23 protein-coding genes are annotated in these 15,746 nt (G+C 71.1%); 7 read left to right on the top strand and 16 right to left on the bottom strand.

Annotated features, from left to right (window positions below):
- Window positions 1-63 precede the first annotated feature (63 nt).
- The 8 genes from SK224_RS02945 to SK224_RS02910 all read right to left on the bottom strand — a co-directional run bounded on the left by SK224_RS02945 (window position 64) and on the right by SK224_RS02910 (window position 4,230).
- Window positions 64-522: a hypothetical protein gene (locus SK224_RS02945; RefSeq protein ID WP_320433301.1), complete on the bottom strand. Its 459-nt coding sequence runs from the start codon at window positions 520-522 to the stop codon at window positions 64-66.
- A gap of 30 nt (window positions 523-552) precedes the next feature.
- The gene (locus tag SK224_RS02940; protein WP_320433300.1) at window positions 553-1,689 is read right to left on the bottom strand and encodes a glycerate kinase; all 1,137 of its coding nucleotides are present in this window, start codon (window positions 1,687-1,689) and stop codon (window positions 553-555) included.
- An 89-nt stretch (window positions 1,690-1,778) separates the two neighbouring features.
- Complete coding sequence (locus tag SK224_RS02935; protein WP_320433299.1) at window positions 1,779-1,949, bottom strand: CsbD family protein; 171 nt, start codon at window positions 1,947-1,949, stop codon at window positions 1,779-1,781.
- 47 nt (window positions 1,950-1,996) lie between these two features.
- Window positions 1,997-2,611 carry a hypothetical protein gene (locus SK224_RS02930; RefSeq protein WP_320433298.1) on the bottom strand — a complete coding sequence of 205 codons (615 nt, stop codon included), beginning with the start codon at window positions 2,609-2,611 and terminating at the stop codon, window positions 1,997-1,999.
- Window positions 2,608-3,192, bottom strand: a complete 585-nt coding sequence (locus SK224_RS02925) for a DUF6286 domain-containing protein (RefSeq protein ID WP_320433297.1) — start codon at window positions 3,190-3,192, stop codon at window positions 2,608-2,610. Before SK224_RS02925 ends, SK224_RS02930 begins: the two co-directional genes overlap by 4 nt.
- Window positions 3,189-3,578, bottom strand: a complete 390-nt coding sequence (locus tag SK224_RS02920; RefSeq protein ID WP_320433296.1) for a hypothetical protein — start codon at window positions 3,576-3,578, stop codon at window positions 3,189-3,191. The genes SK224_RS02925 and SK224_RS02920 overlap by 4 nt, the downstream gene beginning before the upstream one ends.
- Window positions 3,575-3,763: a DUF2273 domain-containing protein gene (locus SK224_RS02915; protein ID WP_320433295.1), complete on the bottom strand. Its 189-nt coding sequence runs from the start codon at window positions 3,761-3,763 to the stop codon at window positions 3,575-3,577. Before SK224_RS02915 ends, SK224_RS02920 begins: the two co-directional genes overlap by 4 nt.
- On the bottom strand, window positions 3,760-4,230 hold the full coding sequence (locus tag SK224_RS02910; RefSeq protein WP_320433294.1) for an Asp23/Gls24 family envelope stress response protein: 471 nt from the start codon (window positions 4,228-4,230) through the stop codon (window positions 3,760-3,762). The genes SK224_RS02915 and SK224_RS02910 overlap by 4 nt, the downstream gene beginning before the upstream one ends.
- A 143-nt stretch (window positions 4,231-4,373) precedes the next feature.
- Here SK224_RS02910 and SK224_RS02905 point away from each other — a divergent pair, with 143 nt between their 5' ends.
- The 4 genes from SK224_RS02905 to SK224_RS02890 are packed head-to-tail and all read left to right on the top strand — an operon-like array spanning window position 4,374 to window position 6,029.
- Window positions 4,374-4,943, top strand: coding sequence for an RNA polymerase sigma factor (locus tag SK224_RS02905; RefSeq protein WP_320433293.1), 570 nt, complete (start codon window positions 4,374-4,376; stop codon window positions 4,941-4,943).
- A complete protein-coding gene (locus tag SK224_RS02900) occupies window positions 4,940-5,536 on the top strand; it encodes an Asp23/Gls24 family envelope stress response protein (protein ID WP_320433292.1) in 597 nt (198 codons plus the stop codon). Before SK224_RS02905 ends, SK224_RS02900 begins: the two co-directional genes overlap by 4 nt.
- On the top strand, window positions 5,533-5,817 hold the full coding sequence (locus tag SK224_RS02895) for a hypothetical protein (RefSeq protein WP_320433291.1): 285 nt from the start codon (window positions 5,533-5,535) through the stop codon (window positions 5,815-5,817). The genes SK224_RS02900 and SK224_RS02895 overlap by 4 nt, the downstream gene beginning before the upstream one ends.
- Window positions 5,814-6,029 (top strand): hypothetical protein, encoded by a 216-nt coding sequence (locus SK224_RS02890; protein ID WP_320433290.1) that lies wholly within the window; start codon window positions 5,814-5,816, stop codon window positions 6,027-6,029. The genes SK224_RS02895 and SK224_RS02890 overlap by 4 nt, the downstream gene beginning before the upstream one ends.
- A gap of 8 nt (window positions 6,030-6,037) precedes the next feature.
- Here the strand turns inward: SK224_RS02890 and SK224_RS02885 are convergent, their stop codons facing one another.
- Genes SK224_RS02885 through SK224_RS02875 form a run of 3 tightly spaced genes read right to left on the bottom strand, consistent with a single transcriptional unit; the run spans window position 6,038 to window position 7,592 of the window.
- On the bottom strand, window positions 6,038-6,529 hold the full coding sequence (locus tag SK224_RS02885; protein ID WP_320433289.1) for a metallophosphoesterase family protein: 492 nt from the start codon (window positions 6,527-6,529) through the stop codon (window positions 6,038-6,040).
- A complete protein-coding gene (locus SK224_RS02880; protein WP_320433288.1) occupies window positions 6,526-7,194 on the bottom strand; it encodes an NUDIX domain-containing protein in 669 nt (222 codons plus the stop codon). Before SK224_RS02880 ends, SK224_RS02885 begins: the two co-directional genes overlap by 4 nt.
- Complete coding sequence (locus tag SK224_RS02875) at window positions 7,191-7,592, bottom strand: nitroreductase/quinone reductase family protein (protein WP_320433287.1); 402 nt, start codon at window positions 7,590-7,592, stop codon at window positions 7,191-7,193. Before SK224_RS02875 ends, SK224_RS02880 begins: the two co-directional genes overlap by 4 nt.
- A gap of 105 nt (window positions 7,593-7,697) precedes the next feature.
- On the opposite strand from SK224_RS02875, the gene SK224_RS02870 reads away from it, so the two are divergent.
- From SK224_RS02870 to SK224_RS02860, 3 genes are read left to right on the top strand one after another with little or no spacing between them, the layout of a single operon-like run.
- Window positions 7,698-8,201 carry a MarR family winged helix-turn-helix transcriptional regulator gene (locus SK224_RS02870; protein ID WP_320433286.1) on the top strand — a complete coding sequence of 168 codons (504 nt, stop codon included), beginning with the start codon at window positions 7,698-7,700 and terminating at the stop codon, window positions 8,199-8,201.
- A gap of 49 nt (window positions 8,202-8,250) precedes the next feature.
- Window positions 8,251-9,888, top strand: coding sequence for an FAD-dependent oxidoreductase (locus tag SK224_RS02865; protein ID WP_320433285.1), 1,638 nt, complete (start codon window positions 8,251-8,253; stop codon window positions 9,886-9,888).
- Window positions 9,889-9,927: 39 nt separating this feature from the next.
- Window positions 9,928-10,890 (top strand): Gfo/Idh/MocA family oxidoreductase, encoded by a 963-nt coding sequence (locus SK224_RS02860; protein WP_320433284.1) that lies wholly within the window; start codon window positions 9,928-9,930, stop codon window positions 10,888-10,890.
- A gap of 103 nt (window positions 10,891-10,993) precedes the next feature.
- Here SK224_RS02860 and SK224_RS02855 read toward each other — a convergent pair whose 3' ends face one another.
- The 5 genes from SK224_RS02855 to SK224_RS02835 are packed head-to-tail and all read right to left on the bottom strand — an operon-like array spanning window position 10,994 to window position 15,566.
- The gene (locus SK224_RS02855; RefSeq protein WP_320433283.1) at window positions 10,994-12,145 is read right to left on the bottom strand and encodes an MFS transporter; all 1,152 of its coding nucleotides are present in this window, start codon (window positions 12,143-12,145) and stop codon (window positions 10,994-10,996) included.
- Window positions 12,142-13,398 carry an aminotransferase class III-fold pyridoxal phosphate-dependent enzyme gene (locus tag SK224_RS02850; protein WP_320433282.1) on the bottom strand — a complete coding sequence of 419 codons (1,257 nt, stop codon included), beginning with the start codon at window positions 13,396-13,398 and terminating at the stop codon, window positions 12,142-12,144. Before SK224_RS02850 ends, SK224_RS02855 begins: the two co-directional genes overlap by 4 nt.
- Window positions 13,399-13,400: 2 nt before the next feature.
- Window positions 13,401-14,168 (bottom strand): hypothetical protein, encoded by a 768-nt coding sequence (locus SK224_RS02845; protein ID WP_320433281.1) that lies wholly within the window; start codon window positions 14,166-14,168, stop codon window positions 13,401-13,403.
- Window positions 14,158-14,769 (bottom strand): TetR/AcrR family transcriptional regulator, encoded by a 612-nt coding sequence (locus SK224_RS02840; RefSeq protein WP_320433280.1) that lies wholly within the window; start codon window positions 14,767-14,769, stop codon window positions 14,158-14,160. Before SK224_RS02840 ends, SK224_RS02845 begins: the two co-directional genes overlap by 11 nt.
- Window positions 14,769-15,566 (bottom strand): SDR family NAD(P)-dependent oxidoreductase, encoded by a 798-nt coding sequence (locus SK224_RS02835; RefSeq protein WP_320433279.1) that lies wholly within the window; start codon window positions 15,564-15,566, stop codon window positions 14,769-14,771. The genes SK224_RS02840 and SK224_RS02835 overlap by 1 nt, the downstream gene beginning before the upstream one ends.
- Between the last annotated feature and the right edge of the window lie 180 nt (window positions 15,567-15,746).

The raw sequence follows: 15,746 nt of genomic DNA, 5'->3' as shown, positions 1-15,746 counted from the left end.
TTGCGGCGAGGTTGCGGATCTTGCGCATTCCTTGCGCATTCCTTGCGGTTCGAGTGGCGTCGCTCAGACCCGCCCGAGTCGCAGGATGTCGATTCCGAGCCAGCCCAGTGCGCGCAGGCGGCGGCGATCGGCCCGGTCTCGCGTGGTAGCCAGCGAGGGCGTGGTGCTCACCACGATCTGGTGGACGACCTCGGCGCTGAGCAGACGCGCGAGGGTGCGCGGGGCCACCGAGTTCGCGCCGCCCACGATGAGACAGATCCGCGGTGCGTCGTCGACGAGCTGCGCGTCGATACGGGCGAAGAACTCCTGCGCACGGTGCAGAGTGGAACCGTGCGCCTTGCGGTCGATGATCACGACGCCGAGATCGGCCGGCCGATCGCCGACGCGGGGCAGGACGAGCTGGTCGGGGCCGACGACGCGCCGGATGCCGGTGATGAGAGCCTCGGCGTCGCCGTCGATGAGCACGCGGGCGCTGCGCAGGTCTTGTTCGACCCGCCGACGCAGTCGCGCGCGAAGACTCATCGTGCGCTCCTCGCCTCGCCGGTACCGTCCCTACACGCTATCGCGCCCCGTGTGCCTGCGCGCGAGGCGGGCGCCTGCTTCGCGCAGCCATCGTCGCGGATCCGACAGGGCCGCCGAGGGGGAGCCCGCCACGTCGACCAGCGACAGGTCATCCGCTCCGGCGGCGACGCCGAAGCGGCCCGCGACGACGCTCACGGGCACACCACGAGCCTCCGCGTACGCGCGGACGACGCCCGGCGCCTTGCCCAGCAGTGACTGGGAGTCGTAGGACCCCTCACCCGTGATCACCCGCACCGCACCCGCGAGGGCGGCATCGAGCCCGATCGTCTCGGCGACCGCGTCCGCCCCCGAAGCGAGCTGAGCCCCCCAGGCCACCAGGCCGAAGCCGCATCCGCCGGCAGCTCCCGCTCCCGCTCCGTCCGGGTCGGCGCCGACGACCCGCGCCCACCGCGTCAGCGCGGTCTCGATCCGGTCGACCTGATCGGGGTCGGCTCCCTTCTGCGGAGCGAACACCCGCGCGGCGCCGTCGGGGCCCAAGAGCGGGGCGCGGACGTCGGAGAGCACGAGGATCCCGTCGACCGGCGGCGGGATGAGGCGTTCGGCATCGAAGGATGCGGCGCGCGCGAGCCCGGCGGCTCCGGAGGCGACCTGGCGGCCGTGAGCATCGCGCACGACCGCTCCGAGCGCGGTGAGCACGCCCGCGCCGCCGTCGCTGGACACGCTGCCGCCGATTCCGAGCAGCAAGCGGGTGGCGCCTGCCGCGAGGGCGGCGCGGATGGCCTGGCCGAACCCGAGCGTGTGCGTCGCCAGCGGATTGACCGTCTCGTCGGCGCCGACGAGCTCGATGCCGGAGGTGCACGCCAGCTCGACCACGGCGGTGCGGGGGCGCTCGCCGGGCAGCATCAGCCAGTGGGAGTCGATGCGTCGCCCGGTCGGTCCCGTCACGGCGACGGGCATTCGCCTCGCCTCCGGCATGGCGGCGGCGAACGCATCCAGCGTGCCTTCGCCGCCGTCGGCCATCGGCCGCAGCAGCAGCTCGTCGTCGGGACGGACGCTCCGCCACCCCTCGGCCAGGGCGCCTGCCGCACTGGTCGCGTCGATCGATCCCTTGAAGCTGTCGGGAGCGACGACGATCCGCGAGCGGGCGGGGGAGGTGGCGGCGGACACCCGTCGATCGTCGCAGTCGGAGCCCGGCATGGGTATCCCTGGAAGCGACGTGCCCCGCGACCGAGGCCGCGGGGCACGTCCGTTCCGGCTTACTTGAAGGCGTCCTTCACGTCCTCGCCGGCCTGCTTGAGATCGGACGTGGCCTGTTCGGCCTTGCCCTCGGCCTCGAGCTTCTCGTTGCCCGTGACCTTGCCGGCGGCCTCCTTGGCCTTGCCGACGAGGTCCTCCGCAGCGTTCTTGATCTTGTCGTCGAGTCCCATGAGGGTCTCCTTTCTCTTCTTTCGGATGACCCGCGCGCGGTGCGCGGTCACGTGAGGGTGCGCCGGTCCGGGGCGAGACGTGCCCGCAGTCCTGCGTGAAGTGAGATGTAGGTCCGCGTGGGACGGTCCAGGAGCGCGTCGAGACGGGCGCCGACGGCGGCGACGTGGTCGGCGATCTCGCGCGGCGACGCCTGGGGGCGCGGGGTCACGGCCACGTGGAGCACAGGAGCGTTGCGAACGTCGTCGGCCACGACGCGCGTAGAGAGGATGTCGGCCCGCTGCGCGAGCGATGCCGTGACCGCGTCGGAGGCGAACCCCTCCCGGACGACGACGCGGCCGGACGCGGCATCCGTCTCGGCGCTGCGCAGCACGGTGCGCGAACGCCGGTGCGCCAGCAGCCCGACCGGGACGAGCAGAAGCACGATGAGGATCACCGCGCCGGCGACTGCGCCCAGGCCCGCCCATGACACGGGACCCGCGCCGACGAGGGTCGCCGTGTGCGCGGCATCCACGGCGGCGGCGGCGGTGGCCAGGGCCTGCTCCCACAGGCGACGGGCGTCGACGGAGACGGACGCCCACACGGCGGCCCCTCCCGAGGCGAGGGAGATGAGGCCGACGAGGAGGACGAGGCAGCGGTTGAGGCCACGACGGGTGGGATTCATCGCGCCTCCTTCTTATCGTGGCGGCTGTGCACGCTGAGCGCGACCGACGGAGTCAACCGGTACGTGGCCAGTTCCGCGTCGGATGCGGCGCGCACCTGGTCGAGGTCGATGCTCAGACCGGTCTCGGGCCGGACGGTGACATCGACGCGGCGGTGGCCGACTCCGACGGTGAGCCGGCGCCGGTCGATGCCGAGGATGTCGCTCAGATGCTGGGCGAGCGCCGCGGCGATCACACCGTTGTCCACGACGACGATCGTGCCGTCGGCGGCGGCCATGGTGTGCTTCGCCAGCCGGCCGGGGGTGACGGCGACCACCACCAGCACCACGCCCAGAAGCGCCACGGCGGCGCCGATCGCGGTCATGGGCGTGCCGGTCGCCGCCGAGATGCCGCGCAGGAGATCGGCCGGGGCGGCGACGAGCGCCGGTGCGCCCGCCATCACGAGCACGATCTCGACCCCGAGGTAGGCGATCGGCGCGATCAGCAGGATCACGGCGGTGACCATCGCGGCTGACCGGGGCGAATGGGTCTCACGCCGTTGCACGCGCGCGAGCGCGCGGTCCGGCGAAGCGGTGCTCCTCATCTGACCCTCCTCCTCTTCTCGATGCGGGCGCCGGTGATCGTGAGGTCGATGCGGCGCACGTCGCGCCCGGTGAGAGCCGCGACGTCGGTGCGGATCTGCTCGCGGATGCGGTGTCCGCGAGCGGTGACGTTCTCGGATTCGGCGGGCAGCGCCTCATCCGAGAGGTCGGGGATGGGAAGCGGCGCCTCCACCCGGACCGCCAGCGCGCCGGCGGTCGCGCCGAGCCGGACGGTGATCTCGCGTCGGGGGAGGCCGACGGCCCGGGCGGCGACCTGTTCGCACACGGCGACCAGGGCTCGCTCGGCCACGAGCGTGCGGCCCGGCAGGACCGTCTCGGCGGCGGGCGTCATCCCGCCGCCGAGGGCGGACCAGGTCGCGGTGCTCATGATGTGCGGCGGCCGGAGAACACGTTGGCGAGCGCGCGAAGATCGAGCGAACCCGACACGACGCGACCGACCAGCGCGCCGATGCCCATCAACAGGGCGACCAGGAGGAATCCCCAGAAGCCGAACAGCAGGGCGGACACGGCGAGCACCGCACCCACGAGCGCTCCGCTCACCGTGGCGCTCATGCGACGCGCGCCTCGGTGTCGTCGTCGGTGTCGTCACCGGGAAGGTGCACGTCGTTGACCTCGACGTTGACCTCGACGACCTCGAGGCCCACCAGGCGCGAGATCGCACCGGCCACCGCAGCACGCACGCCGGCGGCGACCTCCTGGATGGGCGCCGGGTACTCGACGACGATCGTGAGGTCGGCCGCGGCCTGCGTCTCGCCGACCTCGACCTTCACGCCCTGCGTGAGGTCGGTCGCGTTGATGGCGTCGCGGATCATGCCGAGAGCGCGGGCGCCGCCCCCGCCGAGTGCGTAGACGCCGGGAACCTCGCGTGCCGCGATACCGGCGACCTTCGCGACCACGCCATCGGCGATGACGGTCCGACCTGCGGCCGCGACCGTCGAGGCGACTCCGGTCGTGCCGACGGCGCCGCGGTCGACGCGGGCGGGGGTGACGGCGGGGGTGGTCTTCTGCTCCGTGGCCATGATGTGCTCCTTTATCTCGTTGCCAGGGCGGTGACAAGAGCGCGAGACGGTTCTCGTCGTCGGCGCTAACTTCGCCCTACTGACATGAGGCACCTACCCGCCGGATCGTCACAAAAAAGTTCCGGCGGATTTCGGAGGGGCCGATGGCGGAGCCCGAACCGGGGGCGAGAGGCCTCGCAGCGCTGTCCGACCGCATCCTGGTGGAGCGTGCTGTCGATGACGACGTCGCAGCCTTCGCGGAGATCGTGCGTCGGCACAGCCCGCTCATGCGCGCGTACATCGCACGCATGCTCCGCTCGCAGGCTGACGCTGACGACGTGGTGCAGGACGCCTTCGTCGTCGCGTGGCGACAGCTGCCGAACCTGCGCGACGGTTCGTCGGTCAGAGCGTGGCTGCTGCGCATCGCGTCGCGCGAAGCACTTCGGGTCCTGCGCCGCTCCGCGAAGGAGGGACCGTTCGAGGACTGGGAGCCGTCCACACCCGAGAGCACCAGGCCCGAGCACGTCGCCGAACGTAACGCTAGACTCGCGGCACTCTCGGCCGCGTTGGAGAGGCTGCCGGAAGCGCAGCGACGGGCCTGGCTGCTCCGGGAAGCCGCGGGGCTCGGCTACTCCGAGATCGCGGAGGAACTGGACGTGCCGGTGAGCACTGTCCGCGGAAATCTCGCCCGCGCCAGAGCGAGCATCATGATCGGGATGGAGGGATGGCGATGACCGCATCGAACGCCTCATCCGACGTCCTCGACTGCGGACGCACGATCCAGGAGCTGAGCGAGTATCTGGAGGCGGGGCGCTCGCCGCGCGACGCCGAGATCGAGCAGTGCCCGGAGTGCCTGAACGCCCTCGAGTCCCTCTCCCGCGTCGGAGACCTCTCCCGCGATCTGTTCGCCGCCGACGCGGCCTCGCTTCCCGAGCCGTCGGCGGGATGGTTCGGCGGCATCCTCGACCAGGTCGCGGCGGAGCTACGGTCCGGGCGCGATCTGCCGGTGCGTCACCCCGACCCGAGGGTGCGGATCACCGTCGCAGAGGGCGCGGTGCGCACCCTGCTGCGCTCGGCCGCCGACGAACTGGACGGCGTGTTCATCGGACGCACGCGCATCATCGGCGACGCCGAGCAGCTCGGCGCTGCGGTGACGATCGACGTCACCGCATCCATCGCCTGGGATCTCGACGCGCACGCCGTGGCCGATGACGTGCGCCGTCGGGTCGCGGAGGTCATAGAGCGCCACACCGATCTCGAGGTGGCCGCGATCGACGTCACGATCGAGGACATCCACGCCCCCACGCCGCGAAGGGACGCGTCATGAACCTGCCCTCCACGCCGCCGGACGCGGTGACCGAACTCGTCCTCACCTCTCCCGGCGTCGCCGCGGTCTTCCCGCCGCGCGTCGCGGATGCGGTGGCCGGCGCCATCGGCTCCGTCGCCCCGCTCCTGACGGGGGATGCGGCTCCGGAACTCGTCCAGGTGCGGATCTCCGCGGACGCGTCGGTGGGGGCAGCCGACACCGGCCGCGAGGTCGCCGATCTGCTGCTGTCACGTTTTCCGGAGGCGGATCTCATCCGCGTGCAGGTCGACCGCATCCAGTGACGGAGCCGGACGGCATGAAGGAGTACCGCGTCCAGTTCAAGAACGCCTGGTCGGAGCGCAACGGCGATGAGGTGACGGAGCGAGTGATGTCGCTGGAGGACGCGCGGCGCTTCATCGCCGAGCGTCCCGAGACCGAGTACGTCATCCTCGAGCGCACCGCGGGCGACCCGCCCTCGATCTGGTCGGTGTTCGCCTCGGTGGACGAGGGCTGACCGAGCATTCAGAGCGTGACGAGCGTCGCCTGGATATCCGTGTCGTCGATCGTGACGGTCATACAGGTGTGGTGGGGCTGGCGGCGCCGGTCGGTCGGCGAGCCCGGATTCAGCAGGCGCATCCCTCCGGGCGTGAGAGTGTCCCACGGGATGTGGCTGTGTCCGAACACGAGAAGATCGGTCTCGGGGTACGCCGCATCCATCCGGCGCTCTCGCGAGCGCGCGTCGCCCGTCTCGTGCACGACGCGCAGGCGGACACCCTCGATCCGACGGTGCGCGACCAGCGGCAGGCGGGCTCGGAGGTCCGCGCCGTCGTTGTTGCCGTAGACCCCGACGACCTCACCGTGCTGCGCGAGGTCGTCCAGCACCGAATCGACCACCCAGTCGCCGGCGTGCACGATCAGATCGGCGTCGTCCGCGCGTCGACGCACCGCGTCCGGAAGGGTGCGCGCCCGCGGCGGGATGTGGGTGTCCGAGACCAGCAGCAGCCGCGTCGTCACGAACGGGCCGCCGAGAACGGTCCGCGCAGCGCCGCCCACTGCAGCAGCATGATCGTCTTCGCGTCGACGATGTCGATACCGATCCGCTCGAGCGCATCGTCGACGTCGAGTTCGAGCACCTCGATGTCCTCGCCCTCGTCGGCGAGTCCCGCTCGCGCTCCCGGGACCACATCGCCGCGACGGTACGGCGCGGCGAAGAAGTGCAGCCGTTCGGTCACAGAGCCGGGGCTCATGTAGACGTCGAAGACGTGCTCGACCTCGCCGATCGGGCGCCCGGTCTCCTCCTCGGCCTCACGCCGGATCGCCGCTTCCGGAGCGTCGTCGTCGAGCAGGCCCGCAGCCGCCTCGATCAGCATGCCGTCAGGATGCCGGTTGACATAGACCGGGTAGCGGAACTGCCGCGTCAGCAGCACGGTGCGCGCTTCGGCGTCGTAGAGCAGGATGCACGCTCCGTCGCCGCGATCGTAGGTCTCGCGGTGCTCGGTGGTCCACGTGCCGTCCGAGTGCTGGAAGTCGAAGGTCGTCGTGCGCGTCACGAACCAATCGGAGGTGAGCACGCGGACCTCGCGCACTCTCACCCTGGGATTGCCGTCCAGCTCGCGCCCTGCGCGGTCGAGACCCGTACGTCCACGCGCATCGGGCACGTCGACGCCGGGTTGAGTCATCGGCGTTCCAGACGGATGACCGGGATGGTGCGTGTCGTCCGCCGCTCGTAGTCGCCGAAACCGGGGCTCGCTTCGAGGAAGCGCTGCCACGCCGCATCCCTCTCGGTGGGCTCGAGCACCCGAGCCGTGACCGGCACCTCGCCCGACGGCGTCTCGATCGTCACGTCGGGATACGCGCGGAGGTTGTGGAACCAAGCTGGATTGTCCTCGGCTCCCGCCTTCGACGCGGCGATCAGCCAGGCATCCGCCCCGTCCGGCAAGGCCATGAGCGGGGAGATGCGCTCGGTTGCGCTGCGTGCGCCGATATGGTGCAGCAGGATGAGCGCGTCTCCGAAGTTCTCCACCCGGCCGCCGTTGCGCCGGAACTCGGCGATCACGTGATCGTTGTACGAGGTCATGGGTGTGCTCCGTCCGCCGGTGGGTCAGCCGCTTCGATCCTCGCACTCCGCACGGCAGATCGGTGATGCCGCCTGCGCGTCGCCCTGGCGCGCTACCGTCGTCGTGTGAGCGATGCCCCTCGAGACGACGAGGTCGATCTGCTGATCGACGCGTGGGCCAGGCGCCTGCCCGATGTCGACCTCACTCCGCTCGATGTCATGTCGAGGTTGCGTCGTGCGGCTATCCGGCTCGACCGACTGCGCGCGGCCGCATTCGCGACGGCGGGTCTCGCGTCGTGGGAGTTCGACGTGCTCGCGGCGCTGCGCCGCGCGGATCCCCCGCACCGGCTGAGCCCCGCGCAGCTGATCGAACGGACGATGATCACGAGTGCGACGATGTCGCACCGGCTGGCGAATCTCTCGACGCGGGGGCTCGTGGTGCGAAAGCGCAACCCGTCCGACGGGCGCAGCGTCTACATCCTGCTGACCGAGGAGGGCATCAGGGCGGTGGATGCGGCCATGACGGAGCTCGTGAGGCGGGAAGCCGAGGTGCTGGCGGGGTCGGACCGCGCCGACATCGCCGCCCTCACGCGGGCTCTGCGCCCGCTCATGGGCCCCGAACGCGGATGACCCGCCCGTCGAGTTGTAACGGGACGGTCCGACGAGGAAAATCCCGCGTATGAGCCACGAGACCGTCGCCGTGCCGACTCGTCCGTCCGACCTGACCGACGCCCAGTGGGAGCGGTTGTGCTCGTACGGCACGCCCGAGGAGGTAGCCGCCGGGGACTACGTGTTCCGCTCCGGCGATCACGACTACGACATGATCCTCGTCGACACCGCCGAGATCGAGATCGTGCGCGACGGACTGGGCTGGCTCGACGAGGTGGTGCTCACACGCATGGGTGCGCGCACGTTCGCGGGTGAGCTGAGCCTGCTGAACGGGCAGGGGGCCTTCCTGTCCGCCCGTGTGGCCGAGCCCGGCCGCATCCTGCGGGTGCCACGCGCGCAGCTGCGTCGGCTGATGGCGGAGGACGACGAGCTCTGCGACCTGATCCTGCACGCCCTGTGGGACCGCCGGGAGTCGCTGCGGACCGGTCCCGCCGCTCTCACGCTCAAGTTCGTCGGGCTGCGCGGATCGCGCGAGTTCCTCGCCCTCGACCGCTTCGCCGAGCGGCTCGACCTCGTGCACACCGCGGTCGAGGTGGATCCCGACGACATGGGCGTGCACGCCGATCATGGCGTGCGGATCGAGGACCTGCCGATCGCCTACCTGCAGGGGGAGCCTGTCCGCCGTGCGACGCCCGGCGTCGTTGCCGACCGGCTGGGGCTCAGCTATCAGGCCGAGACGGACGCGGCCGTCGATCTCGTCGTGATCGGCGGCGGACCCGCCGGGCTCGCCGCCGCGATCTACGGCGCGTCGGAGGGGCTGAACACGGTGCTCCTGGATGCGGTCGCTCCGGGTGGTCAGGCCGCCGCGACTTCTCGCATCGAGAACTTCCTGGGCTTCCCGTTCGGCGTGAGCGGCGGCCAGCTCATCGGCCAGGCGACGCTGCAGGCGCTCAAGTTCGGGGTGCGGGTCTACGCCCCGTGCGAAGCCGTCGCGATCACCGAGGTGCCCGAAGGGCTCGAGGTCACCCTCGCCGACGGGCGCCTCATCCGCACCCGCACCGCCATCGTCACCTCCGGCGCCGCCTACCGCCGACTGAACATCGAGGGGTGGTCGCGGTTCGAAGGCTCCAGCATCTACTACGCGGCGACGCCGCTTGAGCTGCACCAGGTGGCAGGGGCACCCTCCGTCGTGGTCGGCGGTGCGAACTCGGCGGGACAGGCCGCCCTCTACCTCTCCGGCAACGGCTGCCCCGTGCATCTCGTGGTGCGCGGGACGGACCTGCGTCAGCGCATGTCGAGTTACCTCGTGGACCGGCTGCTGGAGAGCCCCGGCGTCCGCATCCACACGGCCGCCAACGTGACGGCGCTGGGCGGCGACGGTGTCCTGGAGAGCGTGCGCATCGACACCGTCGGCGACGTCGACGCCCGTGGGCTGTTCTGCTTCATCGGGGCCGAGCCCGCCACATCCTGGCTCGGATCGCTCGACCGCGACGACCACGGGTTCCTGCGCACCGGCACCGACGTCACCGTGCAGTCGATCTCCCGCTGGCAGCAGCTGGGCCGCGAGCCGCTGCCGTTCGAGACCTCGCTACCCCGACTGTTCGCCGCCGGCGACGTGCGACGCGGATCCATGAAGCGGGTGGCGGCGGCGGTCGGCGAGGGATCCAGCGCCGTCGCATCCGTCCACCGTGCGCTGGCGCTCGCCTGAGCGCGGTCCACGCTCGTTGCTCCCGCCTACGCTGGTGCGATGATCAACGTCGCCACGATCGGCTCCAGCATCATCACCGAGGCCTTCGCGCGTGCGGTCGCCCAGGTCGAGGGCATCTCGCTCCACACGGCGACCTCGCGAGACGCGGCGCGTGCTGCCGAGATCGCCCGGCGCATAGGTGCGCCGCACGCCGCATCCGATCTGGACGCCGTGCTCGCCGACCCGGCGATCGACGCGGTCTACGTCGGCTCGCCCAACTCGGTGCACGCTGAACAGATCCACGCCGCGCTCGCCGCCGGCAAGCACGTCTTCGTCGAGAAGCCCGCCGTCGCCTCCGAGCAGGAGTGGGTCGCGCTCGTTGATGAGGCGATCGAGCGTCGGGTGATCCTCATGGAGGGGATGCGGCTGGCCTATGACCCGGGGATCGCCGTCGTTCGCGATCTTCTCACGACGCTCGGGGTGCTTCGTCGCGCGACCCTGCACTACGGCAAGCGCTCCTCCCGTTACGACGACGTGCTGGCCGGACGCCGGGTCAACATCTTCGATCCCGAGATGGGCGGCGGGGCCCTCGCGGATCTCGGCGTCTACCCCGTGCACGCGGCCGTGCTGCTGTTCGGCCGTCCCGATTCCGTTCGGGCGCTGGACGTGCCGATCGCGAGCGGTGCGGACGGCGCGGGCGTCGCCCTGCTCGGCTACCCCGGTCTCGTCGTGGACGTGTCGTACTCGAAGATCACGAATGCCGGGCGTGCGAGCGAGATCGAAGGGGAGAAGGCGACCCTGTCGATCGACGACCTCGTGAGTCCGCGGCGCGTGGTGCGCCACGCCGTCGACGGCGATAGGGAGGCTGTCGAGATCCCTGACGAGCGTCACTCGCTGCGCGGCGAGGTAGAGCGGTTCGTCGCGCTCGTCGAAGCGGGCGGGGCCGCCGCGGCCGAGGATCAGGAGCGCACCCGTCTCACCCTGGAGACGATGGCCCGCATCCGCGCGGCCCTCGCCCGCTGAGCTGTCCGCTCGCGCACCCCTTCCCTGTTCCCCTGTCCCAGATCGAGCCTCCGGCGTCGATCTGTGACAGGGGAACAGGGGCGGGAGGCGGAACCGGTGGGCGTCAGTGGCGGCGCAGGGTGCGCAGCAGGGGTGAGAGCGCGGCGAGGATCACGGCGGGCACGAGGAAGGCGGGGCCGAGCGACGGCCCCGCGGCGATGAGCCCGAGCGCGACGGCTCCGGCGACGGCGCCCGCGTAGTTGAAGAGGTTCACGCGCGCGATCACCTCGTCGCTGCGTTCGGGCAGCAACTCGCCGGCACGGCTGAACGCGATCGGCACGAGCGCCCCCGATGCCACGCCCATCGCCGCGAAGCCGACGATCGCCGTCGGCACGAACGGGGCCGCCGCCACCAGCACGGCTCCGGATACGGCCACGATGACCGCCGCGACGCCCAGCCGCATACGTCCGATCCGTCGCACGAGCGGGTCGGTGCCCAGGCGCGCCGCCAGCATCGCGACGAGGTACGCGCCGTAGCCGAGGGGCGTGACGCCCGGGTCGGCCCGCAGCCCGTCGGTCAGGTAGATCGTGCTCCAGCTCGCGACCGCGGAGTCCACCACGAACGCCGCGAACACGATCGCACCCACCGCCCAGATCGCGCGGCGCGGCAGCGGCGGTCGGGATGCGGCGGAGTCGTCGACCTCGTGCGCCGCGCGCGTGGGGTCGAACGCTCCGAGCCCCCATCCGGCGATCGCGATCTGCGCCGCTGCGGCGATGACCAAGGTCAGGCCCGCGGGGGCGCCGGTGGCCAGCACCGCCGCGGTGACCCCCGTGGCAACGATCGCCGCGCCCGTGTACCCGGCGTACAGCCGACCGAACACCGGGCGCTCGTGGTGGCGCTGCAGGAGCGAGCCCTGCATGTTCGACGACGCGTCGACCGCGCCGAGTCCCACGCCGTAGACCACGATCGCGACGATCAGCACGGGAAGGGATGCGGTGAAGCTGACGAAGAGGAGCCCCACCGCCTGGGCGGCGAGCCCTGAGGCGAGGGCGAGTCTGCTGCCGGCCCGCACGGCGATCACGTCGGCGAGGACGGATCCGAGCGCAGCGGCGAGGCAGGTCGCGAGCAGGAGCATCGACACCGCGTCGTCGCCGATGTCGACACGGTCCTTGATCGTCGGCAGAGCGGTGACGATCGTGGCGTAGCCGAGGCCTTGCGCGGCGTAGGCGGCGCCGACGGCCGCCCCGCGCGTGCGCAGTGCCGGGAGCGCCGTCATGGCTCGATCGCGCGGAACGCCTCGTCGGCGATCTCGAGCGTCCGGGTGATGTCGGCGCTCGTGAGGGCCGCGTTGATGAAGTGGTTGTGGTGGGAGCTGAAGAACGCGCCGCGCTGTACGCATTCGGCGATCCACCGCTGGTGGAGCATGAGCGATTCGTCGTCGGCCAGGCGCAGGTAGAACAGGGCCGGCTCGCCGGAGGCGACGAGCGTCCGCCCGTGCGACGCCGCGACCTCGGTGAGACCGGCGGTCAACGTCGTGCCGAGTTCGCGGAACAGGGCGGGGCCGTCGATCGACTTGAGCTTCTGGATCGTCGCGATGCCGGCGGCGAAGGGGACCGCACTCATCCAGTAGCTGCCGGTGTAGGTGATGCTCGACACCGCCTCGCGCAGGCTGTCTTTCCCGCAGAGCGCCGACATGTTGTAGCCGTTCGCGATGGCCTTGCAGAAGCAGATGAGGTCCGCCTCGAAGCCGTAGTAGTGGTCGCTGCCGGCGAGGTCCAGGCGCCAGCCTGCGCGGACGTCGTCGACGATCAGCACGACGCCGTGCTCATCGCAGAGCCGGCGCACCGCCTGCCAGTACCCCTGGGCGGGCAGGGTGTTGTCGAAGAAGTTGCCGTGCTTGTACGGCTGGGCGATGAGCGCGGCGATCTCGCCGCGATGCTCGGTGAACACCCGCCGCATGGCCTCGATGTCGTTCCACGGCACCTCGATGTTGCCCTGCACGTCGGTGTCGAGCACGCCCGGGTAGTCGAGCTTCTGGGTCCACGGCGCGACGCCGTGGTAGTACCCCTCGATGAAGACGATGCGTCGGCGGCCCGTCGCGGCGCGAGCGGTCATGATGGCCAGCGTCGTCGTGTCGCCGCCGTTCTTCGCGAAGAACGCCCAATCGGCGCTTGCGACGGTATCCACCAGCAGTTCCGCCAGATCGATCATGGTGGTCGAGGGAAGCGAGACCACGTCCTCCTTACGTGCCTGCGCCTGGGCGGCGGCGGCCACATCCGCGTCGCCGTAGCCGAGCACGTTGGGGCCGTAGCCGCACATGAAGTCGATGTACTCGTTGCCGTCGACGTCCCAGAACCGGGTTCCTTCGGCGCGCTCGGAGAACAGCGGGTATGCCGATCGGGGAATGAAGCAGCCCTCGGAGGGGCCGAGATGGCCGGGGACGCCGCCGGGAATGACCTTCACGGCCCGGGCGAACGCCTCGTTGCTCTTCGTGTAGCTGTAGACAGGGGTCAGGGTGGGGATGCTCATGATCACGCTCCGAGGTAGGCGCCGACGCGGTCGAGGATGCGGCTGGTGTTGTCGACGAGAGGTATGAAGCCGCGCATGGCGAGTCGGCCGTCGCAGACGCAGGCCAGAGCGCTGTCGCGACCGCTGATGACGCCGCCCGCGACGTCGAGGTCGGCGAAGCGGAGGGCGGCGCGCGGCGGGTCTGATTGGTCGTCGTCGAGGCGGATGCGGTGGTTCTTCACCTCGAGCCGGTAGCGCAGCTCATCGCCGATCTCGAGGTCGAGATCCCCGTCGGGCATGTGCGCCGCGGAGAAGCGCCCGCTGGTGTCCTCGTTGCCGACCACTGCGATCGCGCGTGCCGCGACCTCGAGCGTCAGCAGGGTGCTGCGGCGGCGGAACTCCGCATCCGCGAGGCGCTCGTCAGCGGGCTTCAGGTAGACCCCGAGCAGATCCGTGAGCGGAGTGAACACTCGTGTCAGGAACCGGATGCCGGCGGGGCCGGCGATCGGGATGGGCTGCGCGGTCCCGGCGATGACGGCGTTGAGGTGGTCGACGGAACGGAACATCAGCGTCGGCCCTCGGCCCTCCGACACCGGCGCGATGCCGTCCGGGGAGAAGCGGTATCGCGTCACGGGGATCCCCGGCGCGACGAGCGACAGCGTCGTCGGCGCGGGCAGGGTCCCGAGGATCCGTCCGGCCTCGGGCACCAGCTCGACCAGGCGGGGCAGCGCCCCCAGCACGGCTCGAGCGTTGGTGAGCGCGAGCACGCGGGCATCGGTCTCAGTCAGCATCGGTGGTCTCCTTCACGGGGGTGGCGTAGGCGGCGAAGGCATCGGCGAGCAGACGGATGTGGCGACGTGCCGCATCCGAGTCGCGCGTGCTGAGCCATGAGAGGGTGAGCCCGTCCAGGCAACTCGCCAGCGACCACGCGAGCTCATCGAGCGGACGCGTCCAGGTGATGCCGGCGAGCTCGGCGGCATACGAGAGGCTGGCGCGCGCGGCGGCGCGGTACGTCGCCCACTGGCGCTGGACCGCATCGGGATCGTGCCGCATGGCGTGCGTGGCGACGTCGAGCAGGGTCATCTCGCGCTGGGGTTCCGACTCGAGGAGCCGCAGGTAGGCGTCCAGTCCTCGCGTCAGCACCTCGGCGCACGTCGCGTCGGTGTCGGCATCCATCCACGCTGCGAGGCGCTCCTGCTCCGTGATGTGCTCGACGATCGCGGCGATGAGGTCGTCGCGCGAGGCGAACACGTAGTGGAATGCCCCCAGCGGCATGTCGGCCTCCGCGACGATCGCGCGCGTGGTGGCCGCAGCCAGTCCCTCGCGGCCGATCACACGGACGGCCGCGTCGAGCAGTTCGCTGCGTCGTTCCTCGAAGGAGAGCCGGCGCATCAGGCGTTCCTTCCCGCCCGCTCGGTCGCGGTGCGTCCCACCCTGAGCGTGAGCCGGCGCGGAGCGAGCTTGGAACCGATCGACTGGATGCGGTTGCGCCAGCCGACCGTGACGACGGGTCCGCGGCGGGCGTCGAGGGCCGCGAACGTCGCGTCGAGCACCTCGTCGATCGTGCCGACGCGTCCCACCTTGAACTGCTCAGATCCGGACGCCTCGAAGAACTCCGTCGCCGTCGGGCCCGGGCATACGGCGAGCACCCGCATCCGGGAACCTTGGTTCTCCTCCCAGATCGACGCCGTGAGCGAGGTGAGGAACGCCTTGCACGCGCCGTACACGGCGAGGTTGGGGGTGGGCTGGTGGCCGGCGATGCTGGAGATCATGAGCAGGATGCCGCCGTCGGCGGCGAGGAGGTCCGGCAGCAGCAGTCGGGTGAGCACGGTGGGCGCGGTCACGTCGACCGCGATCTCCTGCGCGATCCGCACGGGGTCCTCGCCGGCGAAGGCTCCGGCGGTCCCGAACCCGGCGCAGTTCACCAGCACTTCTGTCGCGAGGGAGCGCTCCGCGAGTTCAGCGGCGATGCGGGCGGGGGCGGCGGGGTCGGTGAGGTCGGCGGGGATGACGTCGACCTTCCGGCCGTGCCTCGTGCGCAGTCCGGCGGCGAGTTCCTCGAGTCGGTCCGCCCGGCGGGCGATGAGCACCAGGTCGTGGCCGCGCGCGGCGAAACGCTCCGCGTATCCGCGTCCGAGCCCCGAGCTCGCCCCCGTCACGACCGCCACGGGTCGTCGCGTTTCCTGCATGAGCGCCTCCTTCGTCCCTGCTCCGTCGCAGTTGGACGTTTGACCAAGTTGGTTCATGAAAGCGCACGCACCCCGTTGGGGGCAAGCATTCGCCGTGATTCGCAGGTGCGGGAAACGCCGCCGTAACGTGCGGCGCGTGGGCGATACGCCGACCGCCCCGCAGAACGAACGGGAGAGATC

The organism is Microbacterium sp. BG28 (genome assembly GCF_034044005.1).
Classification (GTDB): Bacteria; Actinomycetota; Actinomycetes; order Actinomycetales; family Microbacteriaceae; genus Microbacterium.
Note: the sequence above shows the minus strand (reverse complement) of the source record. Positions and strands in the feature narration are given on the sequence as shown.